Origin of the sequence: Thermorudis peleae (assembly GCF_000744775.1) — a bacterium.
GTDB lineage: Bacteria > Chloroflexota > Chloroflexia > Thermomicrobiales > Thermomicrobiaceae > Thermorudis > Thermorudis peleae.
On sequence record NZ_JQMP01000003.1, the window covers coordinates 542,902 to 563,923 of the forward strand.

The following is a 21,022-nucleotide window of genomic DNA, read 5'->3' on the forward strand; positions in this document are numbered from 1 at the left end:
GAGCGTGCTCAATCGGCAGCGTTGGTTGCCTGGTCGGTAGGGAGGCGGAGTGAGAGAACGCGGCTGGCCCCGTCACTCCCCATCGTAACACCGTAAAGGATGGTCGCAGCCTCAATCGTCACCCGGTTGTGTGTGACGATAATGAGTTGCGTTTGCTGGGCGAGGTGCTGCAGCAAGGAGCTGACGCGCCCAGCGTTGGCCTCGTCCAGCGCGGCATCAACTTCGTCGAAGACGCAGAAGGGGGTAGGGTGGACGCGGAGCATTGCGACGAGTAGCGCCAGCGCTGCCAGCGCCCGCTCTCCGCCAGAGAGCGCACTCAAACTGCGCACCTTCTTGCCTGGTGGTTGGACGATGAGATCGATGCCCCCTTGCTCCCCCTCCTGGTCAATGAGGCGAGCAGTGCCGCCGCCGAACAGCTCACGACATGCCTGGCGGAATGCCTGATCAAGTGCGCGGACTGTACGGCGATACGCCTGTGCAATTTGCTGATCGAGCGTACGCAGCGTCTCGCGGATCGTCTGAGCCGCTTGGCGGACATCGTTCAGTTCACGGCGGAGTCGATCGTATCGCGCTTTCTCTGCTTGGTACTGGACAATTGCAGCCTCACTTTCAGCATGGCGCAGGCGTTGCCAGCGGGCGCGGAGGTGACGGGCTTGGTGTTCAAGCATGCGGCTGTCGAGTGCCGCGGGCAGGCTCGCAGCGCGGGCCTGAAGTCGCGCTTCGATGTCCGCCCGTTCGGTACCAGCCGGCTCATCGAGTTCGAGGGTGGCTTGTTCAAGCAGGTGCCGAGCTGCATCCCGAGTTCGTTCCAGTGCAGCGTGCTGACGTTCCAGCGCGGCCTGTGCCGCTGCCACAGCTCGCTCAGCCGCCACTCGCTCGCTCGCGCGCACATGCGCTTGCGCTCGGGCTGTCGCAAGCCGCTCTTCAGCAGCCATTTGGGCTGCGCGGGCCTCGTGAGCGAGTCGCTCAGCCTCGGCAAGTGCGTGCGCCAAGCGCTCCACAGTCTGCAGCGCCTTCGCCTGTTCGTGCTCCAGTTGCTCGCGTTCTGCGACCAGAGCGGCTTGCCGCTCTTGCACGCGCGCTCGCTGTCGGCTCTGGGTGTCGTACTGCGACCGGACTTCATTGAGGGCGCTCGTCAACGCCGCGAGTCGTCGCTGGGCTGCAGCCAAGGCTGCGCGTTCTTCGGCATCATCACTGGCTGCCAGCTGAGCCTCAAGTTGTTGCCGGGCGGCGCTACGTTCCGCAAGCGCTGTTGACACAGAAGCAAGCTGTGCTGTTGCCATTGCGTGGGCCTCAGCAGCCTGGTGAAGTGCTTGTTCCAGCTGGCGAAGCCGCTCGGCATCATGGGCGAGTGCTGCTTCGGCAGCACGGATCTCCTGTTGGGCGCGCTCGACGGCGAGTTGAGCCTGGCGCAAGGCTGCCGCTTCAGCATCGGCTGCACGCCGTGCTTGCTCAAGGGTTTGCTGCGCAGCGCGCACCGCCTGGGAGGCGGCTTGCTCCTGACCTTGGGCTTCTTCAAGCTCGGCTTGGAGCCGCGTTCGCGCTGCCTCGCATTCACGGCGCTCACGTTCGAGTGCGAGCACCCCGCGCTCACGCCGCGCTGCACCGCCAGTAACACTGCCGCTGCTCCGTACCACATCACCGTCCAAAGTCACCATTGTCCAGCCAGCTGGGAGCAGGGCGAGAAGGCGGTGGGCTACTGGTAGGTTGTCGACGACCAGCACTCGGCCAAGTAGCAGCTGTACTACTGGCAGCACAGCTGGCTCACACGTGACAAGGTGAGCCGCGATGCCGTGCACGCCCGTTTCACGGAGCAAGAGCGGCGAAAGACTACTCGTCGATGATCGGATTGTGTCGAGAGGATGAAAGGTTGCTCGACCAGCTCGTGTCTGCTTGAGATAGGCTACAGCGGCTTCAGCGTCAGCCCACCGTGCGACGACGATGTCGGAGAGTCGCCCGCCGAGTGTTGCCTCGATTGCGCGCTCGTAGCGTGGTGGCACGTCGAGGAGTGTACTCAGCGTTCCGTAGATGCCGTGAAGCGTGCCGGCCTGCGCTGCCTGCAGCACTGTCTGTATTGCGCGCGTCGCGTCGAGTGCGCGTGCTTGTTCGATTGCTTCCAACCGTGCAAGTACGCTGGCTAACGCGCGTTCGATCTCGAGCACGCGGCGGCGTGCTGTAGTGTGCTCGGCTTCGCGTGTAGCGAGAAGGTCGCGAGCCGCTGCTTGTGCTGCAGTAGCGCGCTCAGCGCGGGCCGCGGCGGCGTCACGCTCTTGCTCAGCCTGCAGTGCCTGTTGTCGATGTGCAGCTAGCGCGGCTTCATGCGCTTGCAGACGCTGGTGTAACTGGGCATGTTCCTCACGTAGTTGTGCAAGCGTGCGTTGCTGCTGCTCGATTGTGGCCTCGAGCGCGGCTTGTTCTCTAGCGAGCGCGCTCTCCTCATGCTGGAGTTGGCGGAGTTGTGCCTGGTACTGACTGCGTTCACGCGCGGTTGTCTCCACGCGACGTTCGCGAGCGGCGATCTCTTCTTCGAGGGCCTGGCGCTCAGCCTGGAGGTGCTGCAGTCGCACAGAAAGCCGCTCGAGTTCCTCTTCCAGTGCAGTCGCTTCGTGGTTGAATGCCTGTTGCTGCCGCGTGAGATCATGAAGCCGGACTGCTACAGCCTGTGCCTGAGCGTGCGCAAGCTGATGCTCGTGCTGGAGTTGCCGCACCCGTTCGGCTTGCGCTTGGGCGGCTTGTGTCGCGCAGGCAACTGCGTGCTCAGCATCCTGGACCGCTGCTTGGGTGGCCTGCTCAGCGGCGACTGCCTGGGCCAGTTGGGCTTGGGCGGCGGCAAGTGCCTGTTCGCAATCCACAAGACGGGCAGTCTGTTGGCCGAGTGCCTGCTGCACTTCGTGCCAACGCCAGGCGTAGAGCTGTTCAAGGCAATCGTGGAGGGCAAGGCGTGCCGCTCGGGCCTCTTCTGCTGCCTGCGCTGCCTGGGCAAGCGCCGCCAGGTGAGGTTCAAGCTCGCGCAGGAGGTCATCGAGCCGGGCTGCGTGCGCTTCAGCGTCTGCTAAATCGCGTAGTGCCTCTTGCTGCCGTGCCCGGACGACGCTTAAGCCAGCCGCGTGCTCAACCAACGCGCGTCGCTCGCTGGGGCGCTGCTGGAGTACTGCCTCAACCTGCCCTTGGTTGATGATGACGTGCTCTGCTCCGAGTGCCGCAGCAAGTCGCAGCATGTCACGCAAGCGAACACGAGTGCCATTGAGCAGATACTGTTGCTCACCATCACGGAAGACGCGACGGGTGACGGTGATCTCAGGAAACGGCAGCCCGAGCGACTGGTCATCCTGTTCAAGTGTCAAACTTACCTCGGCCATGCCAAGTGCAGCCCGCCCCTGGCCGCCAGCGAAAATCACGTCATCGCTGCGTCGTCCTCGCCAGGAGGCCGGACTTTGTTCGCCGAGCACCCAACGAATGGCCTCGACAATGTTGGACTTTCCCGAGCCGTTTGGCCCAACGATCGCGGTAATTCCCGGCTCAAAGACCAATTCAACCGGCTCGGCAAAGCTCTTGAACCCGTGCAGGACCAGTCGCTTGAGGCGTACTCCCACGCGTGCGCTTACTCCGGATAGCCGTTCGGGAATCGCTGGTGCCAGCGAAGTGCACTCTCAATCATCACCTTGAGGTCATAGCGTGGTCGCCAGCCCAGCACCCGTTCCGCTTTCGCGTATGAAGCGTACTTGATCGGTGGCTCGCCTGGCCGCGGCTCCCCACGTTCAACCGGGAAATCAATGCCGGTTAGCCGTTGAATAGTGGTGATGACCTCCTTCGTTGAGTAGCCGACGCCGCTGCCCAGGTTTATGGCGTCCGTCGGATGACCCTCGCGTAACACCTCAATTGCACGGACATGGGCATCAGCCAAATCGAGGACATGAACGTAGTCACGGATCGTTGTGCCATCTGGCGTCTCAACTGGGGCAGAGGTCAGCTGGAACGGCTGAAGCCCGAGGGCACCACGGATTGCGTTGGGGATAAGGTGCTCTTCAGGGCGATGGTCCTCGCCGAGCGAGCCGTCAAGCGCTGCTCCGGCCGCGTTAAAGTAGCGCAGGCTGATCGAGCGAATGCCATAGGCTTGATCGTACCAGTGCAGCATCTGCTCGACGGCGAGCTTGGTTGCTCCGTAGGGATTGCTCGGATTCGTCGGGTGCGCTTCGTCAAGGGGGAGGTACTGCGCTTCCCCGTAGACCTCTGATGTTGACGAGAAGACAATCCAGCGCACTCCGTGCTGGATACACGCATCAAGGAGCTGAATCGAACCGCCGAGGTTGACGCGCACGTACTTGGCTGGATCCCGTACCGATTCGCCGACGGAAATACACGCAGCCAGATGCACGACTGCGTCGAATTGGTGGTGGGCAAACAGTGCTGCCACATCAGCTGGGTTGGTGAGGTCGCCGACAACAAGCGGCGCGCAAACGGCGGCGCGATGGCCTTGTGACAAATTATCGAAGACGATGACGTCGTGACCGGCTTCCTGCAAGGCACGGGTGACAAACGCGCCGATGTAACCAGCGCCACCCGTTACGAGGATGTGGAGCCCGCCCTGCTGCGACGGGCGGTGTCGCACTGCATCAGTCTGAGGAGTGTCCATGAATGCTATCCCTCCGTTGTTGTGCGCGTGCAGAGTGTGCTGCCTGTCCGTTGGCGATCAGCGCACGGGTAGCTGAGGCGTCTTCCCACCCAAGGACAACGGTCCAGTCAGCAAACCACTCCTCGATTGCTGTCATGACGTGTGGCGGAAGGTCAGCGAGTTGCCGGGCATGGCCGTAGACCGGGTCGTCACAGACAACAGCAAGGACCTTATGATCGCCATCTGGACGGCGGAAGAGTCCGATCGGGCGGACACGCGTGGTTGTTCCTGTCGGGAGCGAGGATGCTGCCAGGACGATCACGTCCAGGGGATCGTCATCGGCCGGGTTATAGGTACCCGGCAGGAAGCCATAGTTTGCTGGCCAGGGGCGCCGGGCGTATGGATGCTGGTAGGTTATCCAGCCATGCTCAGGATCAAGGACGTGGCGAACCGTGCTCCCCGCCGGGTCTTCGATCATGGCAGTGATGCAATCGTCCTGTCCATGCGTCATTGGCTCAGCTCCACGGGCATCGTGCTCTTGCTGCTTCCCCATTGTGCCCACGATCCATCGTAGACACGTACTGAAGGGTAGCCAAGCAGCGTAAACGCAAGGTAAGCAATAGCGGCATGCGGGCCGTCTAGCCCGTAGACGACGATCGGTCGGTCAGGCGTAATACCGAGAGCGGCTAGTTCAGCCTGCAGTTCGTGTGGCGGACGAATGAACGGGATTGGTCCTGGAGTGAAGAGCTGATCCCATGGCCAATGAATTGCCCCCGGAATGTGTCCACGGCGAAGCTGGCCGTTCCATGTTTCGTCTCGCTCAGCAGGAGTCCGATCATCGATGATGAGCGCCGAGTGGGTTTGCACGATACGGAGCACGTCCTCTGCTCCGATCAGCACGCGGTAGTCAAGCTGGCTGACCGGCCAGTCTCCGGCCGAGGACGAGAGCGGCACGGTGCGGGTTGTCGGAAGGTTAGCTGCCTGCCAGGCTTGCCAGCCACCATCGAGTATTTGCACGGCTCGGAACCCCAGCACGTGCAGTACCCAGAGAATTCGTGCAGCGTCACGCCCTCCCTGGTCATCGTAGACGACGACATGCACCCCGGGACGAATCCCCCAGGCCTGAACGAGCGCAGCCCGTCCAGGCTCGCCAGTGAGCATGCCATAGATATCGTTGTGTACTTCAATAGTGTCTTGCCACCAGGCATGGCGAGCGCCGGGAATGTGCCCAGCGTTATACGCGTGAAGCGGACGAGCATCGAGCAGACGCAGCTGGGTATCTCCAAGTTCTGCTGCCAGTTGTGGTGCGGTAATAAGGAGTGTGCCGTTAGGATAGGCTGATGGCGGTGCGGGCGGCGTTGGGGAAGCGCCGAATGCCGGTTGGCCACAGCCAGCTAGCAATCCTGCCAGGACAATCCATCCCCAATAGATGAGCGCCCGCGCTTGGATTGTGTACCGTGCCTTTGCCCGCATCATCAGGTGCTTTCTGCCAGCTCCGCTTCTCGTTGTTCGTTACCTCACGATGCGACCACCCGAGCGTGGACCGATGGTCTACCTAATGATGCTCTCTGGCGCACGTAGAGACGAGCGATCAGGGGATGCTATAGACGACATTGACCGTCACCCGAACCGTGAGCTCGCCGGGGGGTAAGGGGGTGCTCGGCGTTGCCCCGGCCGCAACGCGTGTTTCTGCTGGCAATGGCGTCACCGTGTTCTCTGTCAGAGAAATGACGGGACCAAGGCTTATGCCAGCTGCTGTCGCGAGTTGCCGGGCTTTGGTCTGGGCGTCTTGGACAGCCCGCTCCCGTGCTTGACGCATCGCATCAGTGAGATCGTCATGAGTGAAACGAACGCCCTCAACGACGGTTGCTCCAGCAGTGATTGCGGCGTCGAGTGCTGGTCCGGCCTGATCGATCGGCTGGATTGGGACATCGATCACATCACGCACTTGGTAACCAATCGGGTGCCCGCTTTGGTCAGTCTGAATGGCGACGGTGTATGTCACGGTACGGATTCGGTCCGCTTGTGCTCCATGCTGCTGGAGCGCTTGCAAAATGGCCTGCATCCGCTGTGCGGCTTCCTGCTGGATCGGTCCAAGCGTTGGGCCACGGAGATCGACGCCAAGCACAAGGTGTGCGACATCGGGAGTGACTGAAACTGTGCCTTCGCCGGTCACGCTGATCTGATGCGTCGGCGCCGTTGTCTCAGCAGCGACTGGCTTGCCTGGTATGGCGGTGAACCATGCACGTGCCAGCATGCCCGAACCGATGACCACGAGACCGCCTACGACAATGAGTAAGCTGATGAGTCGTTCGCGAGACATTGCAACCTCCTCTCTGCCGAAACTGGGAACATGCCGCTTCGGCATTTGCTGCTTCCGGTCATAGTGGTTTAGCCGTCGGGGTATGGGCGTTGTCTCACCCACGACGGGCAACAGCTGGCAACAGAATACTGAGGCCAAGACTCAGGAGACTGGCGAGTCCGAGCACGAGCAACGAGAAATGCCAGCGGGCGTCATAGAGCAGCGGTGTTGGGCGAATTGTTACGCTGGCTGTTGGGGCTACGTCCGGTCGGGTGCTCGCTTGCTCGAATGTCGTCTCGGCTGGCGTCGCTTGAACTGTGGCAACGCGAGCAACGCTCAGCGCTGGTCCCGAGGCTGGCGTTGCAGCGGCGCTTGATGCGATCGCCTGTGCTTGCAACATACGTGGGGCAGCGGCCGCGGTTGGTGTTGCGAGCATGACCGGCGGCAGGAGGAGCGCAAGCGAAGCGCCAGCGAACAAGAGCAGGGCGAAAGCCGTCGCCGTCACGAGCGCAACGCGGCGGAACAGTCGTTGCCAGACGCGATACCACGGTTCTGGCCGGAGACGAGCAAGTTCCTCACGTGTGAGGGTGAAGGAGCGCGGTAACGCTGGTGCGGGCAAGGAGCGCAGGGCGCGGCCAATTGCCGCGAGTTCAGCAGCTGTCTGCTGGCAAATGGCACAGTGCTGAGCATGGATACGCACGCGTTCGTCGGCTGCCCCGTCGAGAAGCCAGGCTGCGAGTTCCTCATCGCTTGGATGCCATCCACGTTGCACGCCTTCTGCCTCCTCAGTCGGTCTAAGCAACCGCCGCTATGATTGCTCTGGCTCAGCCGTCGCCTCTTTCTGTTGAAGAGAACGCACATATGCCGTCAAGAGTTCCCGGCGGGCTGGATCAGCGCACAGCCATGACCGTAATGCAGCCCGAGCTCGACTTAACCGCGACTTCACCGTCCCAACGGGGATGCCAGCGATGTCACTGGCTTCCTCATAGCTTAGACCTTCAATGTCGATGAGGGTGACGAGTAGCCGCTGTTCCGGGGAGAGTTGCGCAAGCGCTGCTTCGAGCAAGGAATGCAGACTGACCTGATCGACAACGCGTTCGGGATCGGGATGTGCCGTCTCTGCTAGTGGCGTTGCTCCGGTTGGTTCCACGGGCATTGCATCGAGTGATTGGGTCGGCTGTTGGCGTTGGGCACGTACAATGTCGATGGCACAGTTCGCGGCAATGCGGAGTAGCCAGGCACGGAAGTTTCCCCCACGGTAGCGGTCTAGCGCTCGATAGGCACGAATGAAGGCCTCTTGGGTTGCGTCCTCCGCGAGGGCAGCATCGTGGACAACACGGCGAGTAACAGCGTAGACGAGCCGCTGGTAGCGCTCGACGAGCAGATTGAACGCCGCGAAGTCTCCGGCGACTACGGCGGCGACCAGCGCGTCGTCAGACCATTGTGTGCGGTCGTGCTCCACCCCTGACTCACGTCCCGCCCAGCCCACTTCTCCCGGCTGTCACTAGGCCAAAGGAACTGCACATCTAAGAGTATTCGGCTATCGCGCCGGGAGCCGCGGTGCCGTTTATTCGTATTGGGAGTGTGGGTGAGCATGGCCGAGATGTCAAGGGGGGTGACAGTGCGGAAGAAATGGCAAAGAAGCAAGGCCTTTTGACAGTGCAATCAATGTCACATCAGATCATCGATTGTTGCAAGGGTTTCTCACTCTAGCCGCGTTTTGTCGGGTTTCGACAATGGAAACAAGGGCGATGAGTTCACGCAACGATCAGAAAAAAGTGGTTGTTGACAATCCGATGTGGTGGTATAATAGCATTGGCCCTCGCAGGTGGACAATCAATGAGCGAAACTCGTGACCGTTTCGCTAGGATGCACGAGGGGGACGTTAGGGATGATAGGGAGCGTTACACTACCCTCTGCCGCCCGCGTGGGTTCATCGTCAGCCGAGAGGGCGAGTGTGCGAGCCATCATCGCCGGCGGGCACGGATTGTTTCGTCAGGCGTTACGTCATTATCTCGAAGTGACCGCCAAAGTGCGGGTGCTCGCCGAGTTGAGTGATGGCCTGCAACTACTCGACATGGTGGAGCGGTGGCAGCCACATGTTCTCTTAGTTGATGCTGAACTACCAGGAGTTGACTTGCCGGTCGTCATTCTGCGCGCCAAACAGGAGATGCCGCAGGTCCGGGCGATTATCTTCGGCGTGCCGACCGATGAGCATAGCGTTGTTCAATTGCTCGGTGCTGGAGCCGATGCCTGCCTTGTCCGCGATACGCCGCTTGCGGAAGTGGTGAGTGCGTTGCGGGAAGTCTGTGCTGGCGGTACGGTATTGAGTCCAGCGCTGACTGCCATTGTCGTGCGAGAACTGCGGCGGCTCATGTCCGTTCACGGGACAACCGCTGTCGTGCGCTTGACCCCGCGTGAGCGCCAGTTCTTGGCGCTCGTTGCCGCTGGTATGAGCAATAAGGAGATTGCTGCGGCGCTCAGTCTTGCCGAGAGCACGGTCAAAAATCGTCTTTCCTTGCTCTTTGAGAAGCTTGGTGTCCGTGATCGAACGCAGGCAGCGATTTACGCTGTGCTGCACGGCCTGCTGAACACGGCCAATTAGGGCATCGGCAGGTGGAAGAGCTCGAGCCAGCGACGCCAGTTTGGTGATGTAGTGTTTGGCGAAGAAGAGGGTCCAGCGATTGGTGTAGGCGTTGGTGTGGCGGTGTCCTGCCAATGGACAATGACGACTGTCTCGCCGGGATACGCCAGGCCAAGCTCTCGCCGGGCAGTCTGCTCAACATAGGATCGGTATTGTGGCCCAGAGTACTGAGCAAGTTCAGCAGCAAGGGCGTCATGCTCGTGCTGCAAGGTGGTTAGTTGTTGCTGCCGCTCGTTCACTTGTGCCTGCAGCTGGCGCGCACGCCAGGCTTGCTGGCCAAACGCAACGCTAAAATAGAGCGTCACACCGAGTGCAAGAAGGATGAGCGCTGAGGCCTGGATCCGTCCCCGGTCGATCTGCATGTTACTGGCTGCCCTTCACTTGCGCAACTACAGGTGGCACGATGGTGTGCCACGACGTTGCCTGCTCATAGGCGTGGGCAACCCGGAGGATTGTCGCTTCATCAAAAGCCTTGCCGATGAACTGTAAGCTGACTGGTAACCCCTGTGCCAGCCCACAGGGAACAGCGATGCCGGGGAGTCCGGCCATATTAGCTGGAATGGTGAAAATATCGGCCAAGTACATCTGCAGCGGATCCTCAGTACGCTCACCGAGCCGGAAGGCAACCGTCGGCGATGTTGGCAGTGCAATGACATCGACCTTGGTAAATGCCGTATCAAAGTCGCGTTTGATCAACGTTCGCACTTTTTGGGCCTTGACGTAGTAGGCATCATAGTAGCCAGCACTCAGGGCATACGTGCCAAGCATGATGCGCCGCTTGACTTCCGGGCCAAATCCACGGCCGCGCGTCTCCAGGTAGTTCTCGAGCAATGTATCCTTGCCGGCGCTGAGGCCATACTTGACCCCATCATAACGCGCGAGGTTCGCGCTCGCCTCTGATGGGGCAATGATGTAATACGTCGGCAAGGCATAGGATATGTGGGGCAGCGTAACCGGTTCAACCGTTGCGCCTAGGTCCTCCAAGGTGCGTAGCGCATCCTGGATTGCTGCTGTAACGGCCGGATCGACTCCCTCGGCCTCATTCTCTAGCACGCCAATGCGCAGCCCACGAATATCGCCCGTTAAGAAATCAGTGTAGGTCGGGACGGGCAGTGGAACCGACGTTGAATCGTGGGGGTCATGCCCGCTGATTGCCCCGAGCAGGATAGCAACGTCTTCGACAGTGCGGCCGAAGGGGCCGATCTGATCAAGACTGCTCGCGAACGCAACGAGCCCGTAGCGCGAGACTCGTCCATACGTCGGCTTAAGTCCGACAATGCCACAGAAGCCTGCTGGCTGACGAATTGAGCCACCGGTATCTGACCCGAGTGCTACGATCGCTTCACGGGCGGCCACGGCTGCCGCCGAGCCACCACTTGAGCCTCCCGGTACCCGCTCAAGGTCCCAGGGGTTTCGCGTTGGGCCATACGCCGAATTCTCCGTCGATGACCCCATCGCGAACTCATCAGTGTTGGTCTTGCCCACAAACACGGCACCCTGCTCGCGCAGTTTGGCGACAACGGTTGCATCGTACGGTGACCGGAAGCCCTCGAGGATGCGCGAGCCAGCCGTCGTTGGAGCATCAATGGTGCAGAGCACATCTTTCAGTGCAATGGGAATGCCAGTCAGCGGCAGAACGTCACCCTCGGCAATGCGGCGATCAGCGTGCGCAGCCTGGGCTCGGGCGATGTCAGCAGTCACCGTGATAAAAGCGTGGAGGTACGGTTCGAGCTGGGCAATCTGCTCGAGGTGGGCCTCGAGCAACTCTTGTGCGCTGACCTCGCGGCGGTCGAGCAATTCCCGCGCCTGGCGGATCGTCAGCCGCGTCAACTCCTGCTTCACGGTTCCTCCTTCATCTCCTCATGACTGCTCGAGCACCGCATTGACCCGGAAGTAGCCGTTTTCGGCAGCTGGAGCGTTCTGGAGCACTGCTGCTTGTGGTAGTGAGGGCTGGACCACGTCGTCGCGCATCACGTCGTGGAGCTCAATGACTTGTGCTGTCGGGGGAATTGCCTCCGTATCGAGCTCTTGGATTCGGCTGACATGTTCAAGGATGCTCGAGAGTTGGATGCGCATGCGCTCGCGTTCCTCTTCAGTGAGGCCGAGGCGAGCCAGCATGGCAATGTGATCGACGATCTCACGGCTGAGCACATGCTCCTCCTTCCGCCGCGCTCCTTTGCTGGAGAGTGTAGCACGGGAAAAACAGCAGCGAGCCGGAGGGCCGGCTCGCTACCGGGTCTGGAGTTGGGGAGGGTGGGGGTATGCAGGGTTAGTGCACGGATTGAGCAACGCGTAGCACGGTATTGCTGTCGAACGTGCCAACGACACCGTGAAGAATGCCGTTCTGCTGCCAGAGTACTGCCGACCCTTGTGGCCCGCTAATGAGTAGGCCAGGCACACCGTGCACCGTCACCTGCTGCGTCGTTGCCCCACTGGGCACTGGAATGATCAGGGTATGCTGCCAGTCATGGACAGCGCGAATTTGCGCGACTACATCCGGCGGCAGCCCTGGGATGGAAAGGAGGTCTTCGCGGAGTGCCTCCGTATCGATCGAAGCCGGAATGTCAAGTTCCGGACTTTCCATCTCACCAATCGCCAGCTTCTGATCGCCTTGTTCGTAGACTTGCACAACGCCAGCCGGTACGTGCAGGGTAATAGTGACCGTCGGATTCGTCTGCGGGTTGGGCAGCGATGAGAGCGGAATTCCAAGCTTACTCGCAAACTCCTGCGCCTTGGCGACGTTGATCGTCAAGATAGCCGTGCCAGCATCACTGACACCGATCCGTGGTGTTACCCCAGCCAGTGCGCCTGGTACCTGTGTGGTCGACGCCGGTGTACGACCAAGGATGCGGGCAGCATCCGCGAGCGAATTGACTTCGTGAACGCTCTGCTCATTCAGCGTTGTCGAGAACTGGGCGACTTGTGCCAGTTCCTGTTGCAGCGCCTGCTGCTCTTCTGGCGTGAGGGCACTGTGCGCAGCGGCGATCTGATTCATGGCGTCCATCGGGATTGTGATCGCCGCGAACTGCTGCACGCGGAAGCGGTTAATGAGTTCGTCCGCAAGTGCACTTACTGGAACAAAGGTAACCAGGAGTGCGAGCCCAGCAATGAGTACCGTGCCAACGAGGGCAACCCGCGTACGGGCTGACCGAAACCGTCGAGCCATTATGCTTTCTCCTTTCCCACCCCAATGGGTGCGTGTTACCGGTGTGGTGCGTCGCTGGCGTAGCTGCGCCAGCATTACTGCGGGATCAGGCGCGGGAGTAGCAGCGAGCTGATCAAGCATCGACTGCGCCAGTGCGGCATTCTGTTGCAAGCGGGCCATGGCTGCAGCACAACGCGGGCACGTTGCCACATGCGCGTTAATCTGGGGATTGGGATGATCAAGCGCACAGCGGAGTGTGCCGATGGATGGACAACGGTGGAAGAGACGCATTAGGCCAGCTCCTCCCCAGAAAGTTCAGCATACCGAGCGCGAAATCGTTCTTCCGCGCGGGCCAGAAGTTTGCCAATTGAGCTTTCGCGCAGGTCAAGCGCATCGGCGATCTCGCGGTAGCTCAGGCCAGCGGCTCGCAAGCTGAGCAGCAAACGATCGCGCTCCGGCAAGCCGTCAAGTAACTGACGGACAAATGCAGCTGTCTCTCGACGAGCGATTGCAAGTTCGATCGGCTCGTCAGCTATCGGCTGTTCAAGTTGGCCGTATCGCTGCGTGCGAGCCGCGAGGCGGCGCTGTTGGCGAAGCATGTTCCGTGCCACGTTTGCTGCGACGCGTGCCAGCCATGGTCGGATGCCCGCATCACTGTCGCGAGCTGGCGGGCGGTGATAGAGCTGAAGGAACACCTCTTGAGTCACATCTTCCGCGTCTTCTAGCCGGCCAGTAATCCGCAGTGCGATCGAGAAAACCAGCGGATAATGCTGGGCGAACAGTCGCGAAAAGGCCTCGTCGTCGCCATCCTGCGCAGCACGCAGAAGTGCCCAATCGTTTGGTAATAGCGCGTGGCGTGCGACCATGAGGCTTAACCAACTCCTCTCGCGCCTCTCATAGACGATAACACCGCTGCCCCGTGAAGTGTGACAGTCCACTCCCACCTCTCGTCCAGCGCTTCCATGCCTCCATTGCTCGCGAACGCAACGGAATCGCAGTTTTGCGGGAAAACCGGAGGGGATCAGGGTTGCCTCAGGCGAGAATTCGTCCGCTTCCATTGCAGAGAAGAATTGAGGTATGGGGAAGCGCTACTGGACGGTGATCGTGAAAGCGTAGTCGGCTGAGGGTTGTCGTCCAGGAACCGGGTTCTTCGCTGGCGCAGGCCATTCGGCATGAAGCACAAGGTAGTATTGCCCTGGTGCAAGCGAGACGAGCCAGGATGCGGTGTCTCCGCTCATCTGGAGGGTTGTCGTTGTCGCCGGCGACGTTTTGATGACGAATCCGGGCGTGTTGTTTGCGCCGATTGTGCTTGTGTTCTCGTCCTTTGTATAGGCGGCGACGGTCAACCGCGTCGGAGCTGGTCCACCACTAAAGCGGAAGTGGGCAGTCTCACCAGTATGGAGCGTTAGTGCTGGTTGCTGTGCTGGGAATCCTGATGCATGGCCCTCCGCAGCCAGGCCGCTCTCATGCACCCAGAAGTAAGAACCAATATTCCCTGCCTGTTCACCAGCTTGAGCAGACAACGTGACCTGCGGTGGCTGGAGAACCAGTCCGCTTGGTGTGACGGTGAGCTTTGGTACCACCGGCGTTGTCGTTGCCGAACGGGTTGGCACGGTTGGAGCTGCAGACGACACTGGTGTGCGCTGTGTCGATGACGTGCCGCAGCTACTAAGGAGTACAAGCACGACAAATGAAAGAAGTGCTCGCCAGATTCCACGCGTCCACATATCGACCCCCGGCGCACTGCCTGCGCGCCGGGGGAAGCCTATCACAGATTGCTCTCGTGTTGGGCTTAGCTGGCGTGTGTCGGCACCTCAGGATGCGGTTGCCCGTCCCAGCTCTCGCCCCAGAAATGCCAACGGAAGACTTCGACTAGGCTACGTAGCGTGTCGCTGAGCGCTTGTGGATTTGGCTGGCCATTGCTATCGAACCAGGTCGGTAATGGCTGGGCGGGGCTTACGGTCGTCGCATGGGTTGGTAGATCGGGGTGGGGTTGTCCATCCCAGGAGATGCCCCAGAGATGCCAGCGAAATGCCTCGACCAACGCCTTCAGTGTTCGCGTCGTTGTCGCGGCTTTAAGCGTGCCGTTGCCAAAGAACCATGCTGATTCACCAGGGTCGTTTGAGACCATAAAACTCCAGGTCGTCGTCAGTTGGTGGCCGGCGGCGTCGATTGCGGTGGCACGTAGGCCGTAGCTACCCGCTGTCAACGGTTGCGTGGTGAAGATGGCGAGACTCGTCTCACTTGGCCCGCCCTTCTCTGGTGAAAGCGGCTGACCGTTGAGCCAGAGGGTGACGTCACGCAACGGGCTGTCTGCCGTGACGTGGATGGCAAGCTGAATCTCGCCTGGGGGTAGTGTTGCATAGCGATCAGGGGCAAAGCCGTCGAAGTGGATTGCGCCAGGGTTCAGGCTGGCATGGGTGGGGATATCGGCATGAGATTGGCCGTCCCATGTCTCACCGTAAAGGTGCCAGCGGAAGGCCTCAACGAGGCTGCGGAGCGTTGCCTCGATAACATCACGCCGTGGTGTACCGTCAGCCAAGAACCACCAGCTATCGCCAAGGTTGGTTGAGACGACGAAGGGCCAAGTCGTGCGCCGAACATGCCCCTGGCTGTCTTGGACCGTTACGCGGACGGTATAGAGCCCAGGCTGCAGCGATGGCATCGTACTCGCTTGAGCCTGGAACGTGCCCAGGCCATTGACTTGCATGGTCAAGGGCTGACTCGTGCTCGCTGTTGGCCCGGTAGCGAGTATGGCGGTGACGGCCGTAATCGGGTTTGGGCTCACCACGGTGAAGGCGATCTGCACATTCCCCGGTGAGACGGTTGTCCATGGCTTGGGGGTAAGCGTGCTGAGTATTGGTCCAGCGACCAGTGGCGGCGGTGGCGGCGCCGTGCTGATCACGCCGGTTGGTTCAAAGTCCCAGGTTGTGGTAATGCCGCCGCCGCTGAACGTAACATTGTCGATCGATCCCTGCCAATTGTTCCAGGTATAGCCGCTCAAGCAACCAGCAGCGAGCATGAGGCTCGGCATCCCAGAGGCACTGGCGAGCCGGGCAGTTGGGTTCTGTGCAAGGTAGGTGCTCAGCGGTTGTGGGTGGTCGCGGGTCAGTCCGGCCGTGCCGTTGGGCGACCACCAGAGGCCATTGAGCGCGTCCCAGGTCTGCCAGGTCTGAGACGTCACCGTGCCGTTTTGGGACGGTTCGAAGATCAGCTGGTCATCGGGTGTGCCATCGCCCGTGAGATCAATGCTGAGTGTCAAGTACGGTGCTGCTGACGTGTTTGGTGTCTCGACATAGGTGCTGTACTGAAGTGTTGTAATGCTGCTGAGCGGGATATTTGTCAGTTGGGGGTAACGCACTTGGAACCAGCCCTTGCCATCGCTGGCGATGCGGATCTCGAGGCTTCCCGAACCGCTTGGTGGGATAGCTGGTCCGCCGACAAACTCGCCGACCGCGAGCCCTCCGCCACTTGGGCAAGCGACCGCTTCCAACTCCCATCCGTCGGTGTTGACTGCTGCCGAGACGACTGGAATGCCAAATGCTCCGAACGCACCGACGAGGCTCAGGATCATCGCCGCGAGCCATTGAATGACTGCCAGTGTATGCCGGCGTGTCATGGTATCCCCCTCGAGACCTGGCCCTTCCCTGCACTGTGACCTTAGCAAGCCTGGTTCCCTTCTGCAACCCCTCAGCTGTTAGGCTCTGTTTGCGCTACGTCCTGTGAGAAAGCCCCGTACGTATTGTGGTAAGTCAAGGGGAATGTGGAAGCTGAAGATATTGCCGAGGAGGAACCGTGCCATGAGCGGCCCGATGAAGGCTAAGGCCAACGTCTCGGCTGGCTCGCTCTTGGTGAGTCGACCATGCTGTTGGTGATGGCGAAAGAGCGCCATGACGCGTTCAAACGTCTGAAGGATTCCAGTTGGTGGATGGTTTGCAAGCAGTTCGGGGTGGCGAAGGAGTTCTGATAAGAGGCGCAGGAATAATCCACCGTCGGCTGCGATGAGGTCAAGGTAGGCTTGTCCGAGTGCGAGCAGGTCGTGCTCGACATCGTCCGAGGGGTCTGGTAAGGCGATCGTTGGGGTAAAGTAGTGCAGCGCTTCTTGCATCAGGTGCTGCTTTGATCCGAAATGCCGGAAGAGTGTGAGTTCTGTGACACCGGCAGTCTCAGCAATGATCCGCGTTGTTGCGCCGCGGTAGCCATACGTGGCCAGTGCTTCAAGCGCTGCAGTGAGAAGCCGCTGGTGAGCTGAGGTTTCCCCTTCTTTGATCACGCATACGCCCTTCCGCGATCAATCCTGCCTTACGGTACGATACTGTGGCCCCCTATAGTAGGTACTAACATGCCGGCGTCATTGTAGCAAGCAGCGACTTGTTGCGCGGCATATGCATGCAGTGGTATAGTTAAGAAAACTTGCGCTTACTTGTATAAAGTAAGCGCAATCGGATCAGTTAAAGGAGTTGTAGATTTGATGGGAGGTGATACCGTGGCTGAAGGAAACCGGCAGCTCGCGTTGCAGCATGAGCGTGCGCTGAACACGTTCGTTCGTGAGATCTGGGGCCCAATTCCGGAAGAGCGTGAGGTTCGTTTGAAAAGCCTAAAGGCGTGGGGATTTGATCTGCTGCAAGGACTCCGTGGTGGCCAGGCTGCGTTTTTTGTCGCGGAAGCTGGACGGCGTCAGGCTGGTGAGCAGTACGAGGAAGAGGGAGAATCCTATGCCGTGCATCGCATTGTCGACGAGCTCCGCGGCGCAACCTTGCGAATTCGCGTCGATCTCGAAGATCGACGCGGGGTGATTCGCGCCTATCATCGCTCACCGGAGGGGCAGGATACATTGCTTTTTACGCTACCGGCGGGCGAGTTGTTGTTGGCCTTCTTCCGCAAGCGGGGATTTGGCAAGCTCTCACAGGCGTTCCACTCGAGTGGCTTGACAACAGAGTTGATCCAAGCGCGCGGACAGGTAGGGCGCGCTGTGCCCTTTGACCAACTTCCGGCCAAGTGGCGGCGCGCTCTCCGGGAAGCTCACGATGTGCTTCGGGATCGCACCGGCGTTGGGCGTTTTTCGCTGGTCTATTTTGGCCAGAACAAAGATGGGGATGATCGCTACATTGTGACCTGGCTCTTGCCGACCATCCATCTGTTCGACGTTGATACCGCTGAGCATCTTGAAGGCCTGCTTGCTGCCCTAGATTAAGGGCGTACCCTCCGCTTGCCAACAGTGGCAAGATCAACAGTGAGAGAATCGCAAGGCAGGAGGGGGCTATGGGACACCTCGGGTATTGTGCAAGTTTTGAGCAGTTTCACCCTCGTGATTTACTTCGCTGGAGCCAGCTTGCTGAGCAGTCTGGGTTTGACGCCGTGCTTGCTTCCGACCACTTTCATCCTTGGACGCCCGAGCAGGGGCAGAGCGGCTTCGTCTGGTCATGGCTTGGTGCACTTGGGGCGACCACGCGTCTGCGCTTCGGTGTCGGTGTCACAGCCCCAATTGGGTTCCGCTATCATCCAGCCATTATCGCCCAGGCTGCAGCGACGCTTGAGGCGATGTTTCCTGGCCGGTTCTGGCTCGGCGTGGGGGCAGGCGAGGCGCTGAACGAGCATATTGTTGGGCGCTATTGGCCTGAAGCACCTGAGCGCATCCGCATACTGCTTGAGGCAATCGATGTGATCCAGCAACTCTTTACCGGGAAGGTTGTCAAGTACAGCGGTCGATATTTTACGCTTGAGAGTGCGCGATTATACACCATGCCGGAAACACCGCCTCCGGTGATTGTTGGCACGGCAGGTCCCTACATGAGTGAGCGTGCTGGCGAGCGGTGCGATGGCATCCTGACTCCCGGCGCAGCTGATGAAAAGTTGCGCCAGCTTCTGAGTCGTTTTGAAAAGGGGGCACGTTCGGCTGGGAAAGATCCGGTTCGTATGCCGCGCCTACTGCAGCTCCACGTTTCCTGGGCCGAGACTGATGAGGAAGCCCTGGAGCAGGCGATGCGCGAGTGGCCAAACGGTGGTATGGCCTTCCCCAAGGCGGATATCCGCAATCCCGAGGACTTTGCCGCAATGGCACGGCTGGTGCGTCCCGAGCATTTCCAGAACCGAGTGCTCATCTCGGCCGATCTTGAGCAGCATCGGGAACAGATTCAGCACTACATTGATCTCGGCTTTACGGAGATCTACGTCCACAATGTAGGGCGGAACCAAGAGGCTTTTATCAAAGCCTACGGCGAGCATGTCATCCCGAAGTTGCGCTGGCCTGAGCCAGTGACTGCGTCATGAGCCTTGTTCGTCCATAAACGCAGCGCGCCCCCCGTCAGGACTTTCCTGCGGGGGGGGGCGATGCATGCGGGTTGTGTTGCAGTGTCGTACCGGCCACGACCGCTTAGCGAATGTCGAGGATCCGGAAGCGCCGGATTCGGCGCAGTCGTGGCGCGGTAGCCTCAGTTGTCTGCTCTTCGGCCTGATCCTGGGCAGTTGTTGTTGGCAGCGAGGACTCCTCGATCCGGCGCGGAACTGGTACCGCTCGGATCACTGGCCGACCATTTTGGGTGACGATGGTATAGCGCATATAATTCCGCATCGCTCCCCTCCTTTGGGCGTCTGCATGTTTGGTGTGCACTGCGACACCCCCCGAGCTAGCTCGGGAGCGGAGGGGTGATGCGACAAGAGGAGATTAGAAATCCGCACCCGACCAGCTCGTGGGGGTTGTACTGCCTATCGGTCCAGCATCCATCGAACCAAACCCTCCACGAGACACAAAAACAGCGGCGTTACCTGCCGCTTCTCAATTCCGCTGGGCTCCATTGCCCAGCGCTCTCAGTGTACTCCGCCTATGCCTTTCTGTCAAGCGCTGCCCGTGCCCACGCGTTACACTGACACGACAGAGGCGACTGGCGGAGGAGGCGTGCCATGGCAGATGTCGATGTTGCAGTAGTCGGAGCCGGTTACGCCGGCTTGACGGCTGCATGGCGGCTCCAGGAAGCCGGCGTGCGTGTCGTCGTGCTCGAAGCACGTGACCGAATCGGCGGGCGAGTCTGGTCGGTGCCGCTCAGCGAGGGGGGCACGAGCCCGGTGATCGACCTTGGCGGCCAGTGGGTTGGACCGGGACAGGAGCGTATCCTCCGTCTGGCTCGGCGCTTTGAGTTGCCGCTCGAGCGGGTCTATACCCGCGGGCGGCACCTTGTGCTGGTCGATGGGACTGCCCGTCCCTATCGCGGCCTCATTCCGCCGGTTGGCTTGAAGCGCACACTCCAGCTTGGCTGGCTTCTCTTGCGGCTTGATCTTGCAGCGCGGCGCATTCCGGTCGACTATCCCTGGTCGGGGCGTCGCGCGAAGTTACTTGATCGGCAAACGCTTGGAGACTGGCTCGACCGGCACGCACGTGATCCGGTGGTGCGCGGGTTGCTCGAGACGGCGATCACTGCGGTGTTCTCAGCTGAGCCCGAGGAATTGTCCTATCTCTATAGTCTGTTCTACATGCACAGTGGCAAGAGCTTCCAGCATCTGCTCAGCGTCCGAGGTGGAGCACAGGAACGGAAGTTTGCCTCTGGTGCTGACGCTCTTGCTCGCATCATCGCTGGAAAGCTCGGCAACCGTATCCATCTTGGGCAGCCGGTTCAGGCCATCGTGGCCTCGCCACAGGACGTGCTCATTCGCACACCTGATGAAACGGTTCATGCCAATTACGTTGTTGTCGCCGTGCCACCGCCGTTGTGGCGAAAAATCGCTTTTGCACCAGAGTTGCCAGAATCACTGGCTGTGCTTTCCCACGAGATGAAGATGGGCGCGGTGATTAAATGGCATGTTGTCTTTGACGAGGCCTTCTGGCGTGAACGTGGCCTCTCAGGCCAGATTGTTGCGGCTGATGGGGATGTCCGTGTCGCGTTCGATAACAGTCCGCCGAGCGGTCGTCCTGGGATGCTTGTTGGCTTTCTTGAGGGGGCAGCGGCTCGTCGTCTCTCCTGGCTCTCAATGAACGAGCGCGCTGCGATTGTCCAGCGTTTTCTTGAGGCGGCTTTTGGCTCCTTGCCGCCAATCCGGCTCTATCGCGACCATGTCTGGCAAGCCGAACCTTGGTCAGAGGGAGCGTACGTTGCCAATATGGGACCGGGGATTCTTTCGCGGCACTATCGGATGGTGCGTCGAAACTGGGGCCGGATCGTCTGGGCTGGTACTGAAACCTCGCCAGTGTGGTACGGCTACATTGAGGGTGCCATCTTGAGCGGAGCTCGCGCGGCCCTGCAAGTACTTGGCCTGGAGAGCTATCGCACAACGCCACCAAGCGACGCGCCACGCCTTCGCTAGGTGATCAGATGATCTCTTGTCAGA

The 21,022-nt window shown here is 60.3% G+C and carries 20 protein-coding genes; 4 read left to right on the forward strand and 16 right to left on the reverse strand.

The features are described 5' to 3' along the window. Positions 1 to 8: 8 nt before the first annotated feature. The 7 genes from smc to N675_RS05515 all read right to left on the reverse strand — a co-directional run bounded on the left by smc (position 9) and on the right by N675_RS05515 (position 8,376). Positions 9 to 3,593, reverse strand: a complete 3,585-nt coding sequence (gene smc, locus N675_RS05485; RefSeq protein WP_038038436.1) for a chromosome segregation protein SMC — start codon at positions 3,591 to 3,593, stop codon at positions 9 to 11. An 8-nt stretch (positions 3,594 to 3,601) separates the two neighbouring features. Beyond that, positions 3,602 to 4,633 (reverse strand): UDP-glucose 4-epimerase GalE, encoded by a 1,032-nt coding sequence (gene galE, locus N675_RS05490; RefSeq protein WP_051914239.1) that lies wholly within the window; start codon positions 4,631 to 4,633, stop codon positions 3,602 to 3,604. Further along, complete coding sequence (locus tag N675_RS05495) at positions 4,614 to 5,123, reverse strand: inorganic diphosphatase (RefSeq protein ID WP_051914240.1); 510 nt, start codon at positions 5,121 to 5,123, stop codon at positions 4,614 to 4,616. The genes galE and N675_RS05495 overlap by 20 nt, the downstream gene beginning before the upstream one ends. Continuing rightward, positions 5,120 to 6,088, reverse strand: a complete 969-nt coding sequence (locus N675_RS05500) for a sulfurtransferase (RefSeq protein ID WP_231577946.1) — start codon at positions 6,086 to 6,088, stop codon at positions 5,120 to 5,122. Before N675_RS05500 ends, N675_RS05495 begins: the two co-directional genes overlap by 4 nt. Before the next feature lie 115 nt (positions 6,089 to 6,203). After that, complete coding sequence (locus N675_RS05505) at positions 6,204 to 6,935, reverse strand: SIMPL domain-containing protein (RefSeq protein WP_038038438.1); 732 nt, start codon at positions 6,933 to 6,935, stop codon at positions 6,204 to 6,206. A 94-nt stretch (positions 6,936 to 7,029) separates the two neighbouring features. Further along, positions 7,030 to 7,686 (reverse strand): anti-sigma factor, encoded by a 657-nt coding sequence (locus N675_RS05510; protein ID WP_038038440.1) that lies wholly within the window; start codon positions 7,684 to 7,686, stop codon positions 7,030 to 7,032. Between the two features lie 36 nt (positions 7,687 to 7,722). Beyond that, entirely contained in the window at positions 7,723 to 8,376 is a 654-nt protein-coding gene (locus N675_RS05515; RefSeq protein ID WP_051914242.1) for a sigma-70 family RNA polymerase sigma factor, read from the reverse strand. A gap of 429 nt (positions 8,377 to 8,805) precedes the next feature. Between N675_RS05515 and N675_RS05520 the strand changes: the two genes are divergently transcribed. Then, positions 8,806 to 9,519, forward strand: coding sequence for a LuxR C-terminal-related transcriptional regulator (locus N675_RS05520; RefSeq protein WP_081886889.1), 714 nt, complete (start codon positions 8,806 to 8,808; stop codon positions 9,517 to 9,519). On the opposite strand, the gene N675_RS05525 is transcribed toward N675_RS05520, so the two are convergent. From N675_RS05525 to N675_RS05560, 8 genes are all read right to left on the reverse strand, one after another. Beyond that, on the reverse strand, positions 9,516 to 9,920 hold the full coding sequence (locus tag N675_RS05525; RefSeq protein ID WP_038038444.1) for an FtsB family cell division protein: 405 nt from the start codon (positions 9,918 to 9,920) through the stop codon (positions 9,516 to 9,518). The two genes, N675_RS05520 and N675_RS05525, sit on opposite strands and share 4 nt — an antisense overlap. 1 nt (position 9,921) lies before the next feature. Continuing rightward, positions 9,922 to 11,400 (reverse strand): Asp-tRNA(Asn)/Glu-tRNA(Gln) amidotransferase subunit GatA, encoded by a 1,479-nt coding sequence (gene gatA / locus N675_RS05530; RefSeq protein ID WP_081886890.1) that lies wholly within the window; start codon positions 11,398 to 11,400, stop codon positions 9,922 to 9,924. A gap of 18 nt (positions 11,401 to 11,418) precedes the next feature. Then, complete coding sequence (gatC, locus tag N675_RS05535; protein ID WP_038038445.1) at positions 11,419 to 11,709, reverse strand: Asp-tRNA(Asn)/Glu-tRNA(Gln) amidotransferase subunit GatC; 291 nt, start codon at positions 11,707 to 11,709, stop codon at positions 11,419 to 11,421. A gap of 118 nt (positions 11,710 to 11,827) precedes the next feature. Beyond that, positions 11,828 to 12,994, reverse strand: a complete 1,167-nt coding sequence (locus N675_RS05540; protein ID WP_038038446.1) for an anti-sigma factor family protein — start codon at positions 12,992 to 12,994, stop codon at positions 11,828 to 11,830. Next, complete coding sequence (locus N675_RS05545; RefSeq protein WP_051914243.1) at positions 12,994 to 13,569, reverse strand: sigma-70 family RNA polymerase sigma factor; 576 nt, start codon at positions 13,567 to 13,569, stop codon at positions 12,994 to 12,996. Before N675_RS05545 ends, N675_RS05540 begins: the two co-directional genes overlap by 1 nt. 222 nt (positions 13,570 to 13,791) lie before the next feature. Then, entirely contained in the window at positions 13,792 to 14,430 is a 639-nt protein-coding gene (locus N675_RS05550; RefSeq protein WP_038038447.1) for a hypothetical protein, read from the reverse strand. A gap of 65 nt (positions 14,431 to 14,495) precedes the next feature. Next, positions 14,496 to 16,322 (reverse strand): hypothetical protein, encoded by a 1,827-nt coding sequence (locus tag N675_RS05555; RefSeq protein WP_038038448.1) that lies wholly within the window; start codon positions 16,320 to 16,322, stop codon positions 14,496 to 14,498. A gap of 78 nt (positions 16,323 to 16,400) precedes the next feature. After that, entirely contained in the window at positions 16,401 to 16,976 is a 576-nt protein-coding gene (locus N675_RS05560; RefSeq protein ID WP_051914245.1) for a TetR/AcrR family transcriptional regulator, read from the reverse strand. A gap of 198 nt (positions 16,977 to 17,174) precedes the next feature. Here N675_RS05560 and N675_RS05565 point away from each other — a divergent pair, with 198 nt between their 5' ends. Both N675_RS05565 and N675_RS05570 read left to right on the forward strand, forming a co-directional pair. After that, positions 17,175 to 17,897, forward strand: coding sequence for a TIGR00703 family protein (locus N675_RS05565; RefSeq protein ID WP_051914246.1), 723 nt, complete (start codon positions 17,175 to 17,177; stop codon positions 17,895 to 17,897). A gap of 68 nt (positions 17,898 to 17,965) precedes the next feature. Beyond that, entirely contained in the window at positions 17,966 to 18,973 is a 1,008-nt protein-coding gene (locus N675_RS05570; RefSeq protein WP_038038449.1) for a TIGR03557 family F420-dependent LLM class oxidoreductase, read from the forward strand. Positions 18,974 to 19,076: 103 nt separating this feature from the next. On the opposite strand, the gene N675_RS05575 is transcribed toward N675_RS05570, so the two are convergent. After that, complete coding sequence (locus tag N675_RS05575) at positions 19,077 to 19,274, reverse strand: hypothetical protein (protein ID WP_038038451.1); 198 nt, start codon at positions 19,272 to 19,274, stop codon at positions 19,077 to 19,079. Between the two features lie 329 nt (positions 19,275 to 19,603). Here N675_RS05575 and N675_RS05580 point away from each other — a divergent pair, with 329 nt between their 5' ends. After that, a complete protein-coding gene (locus N675_RS05580) occupies positions 19,604 to 20,998 on the forward strand; it encodes a flavin monoamine oxidase family protein (protein WP_051914248.1) in 1,395 nt (464 codons plus the stop codon). The last annotated feature ends 24 nt before the right edge of the window (positions 20,999 to 21,022 follow it).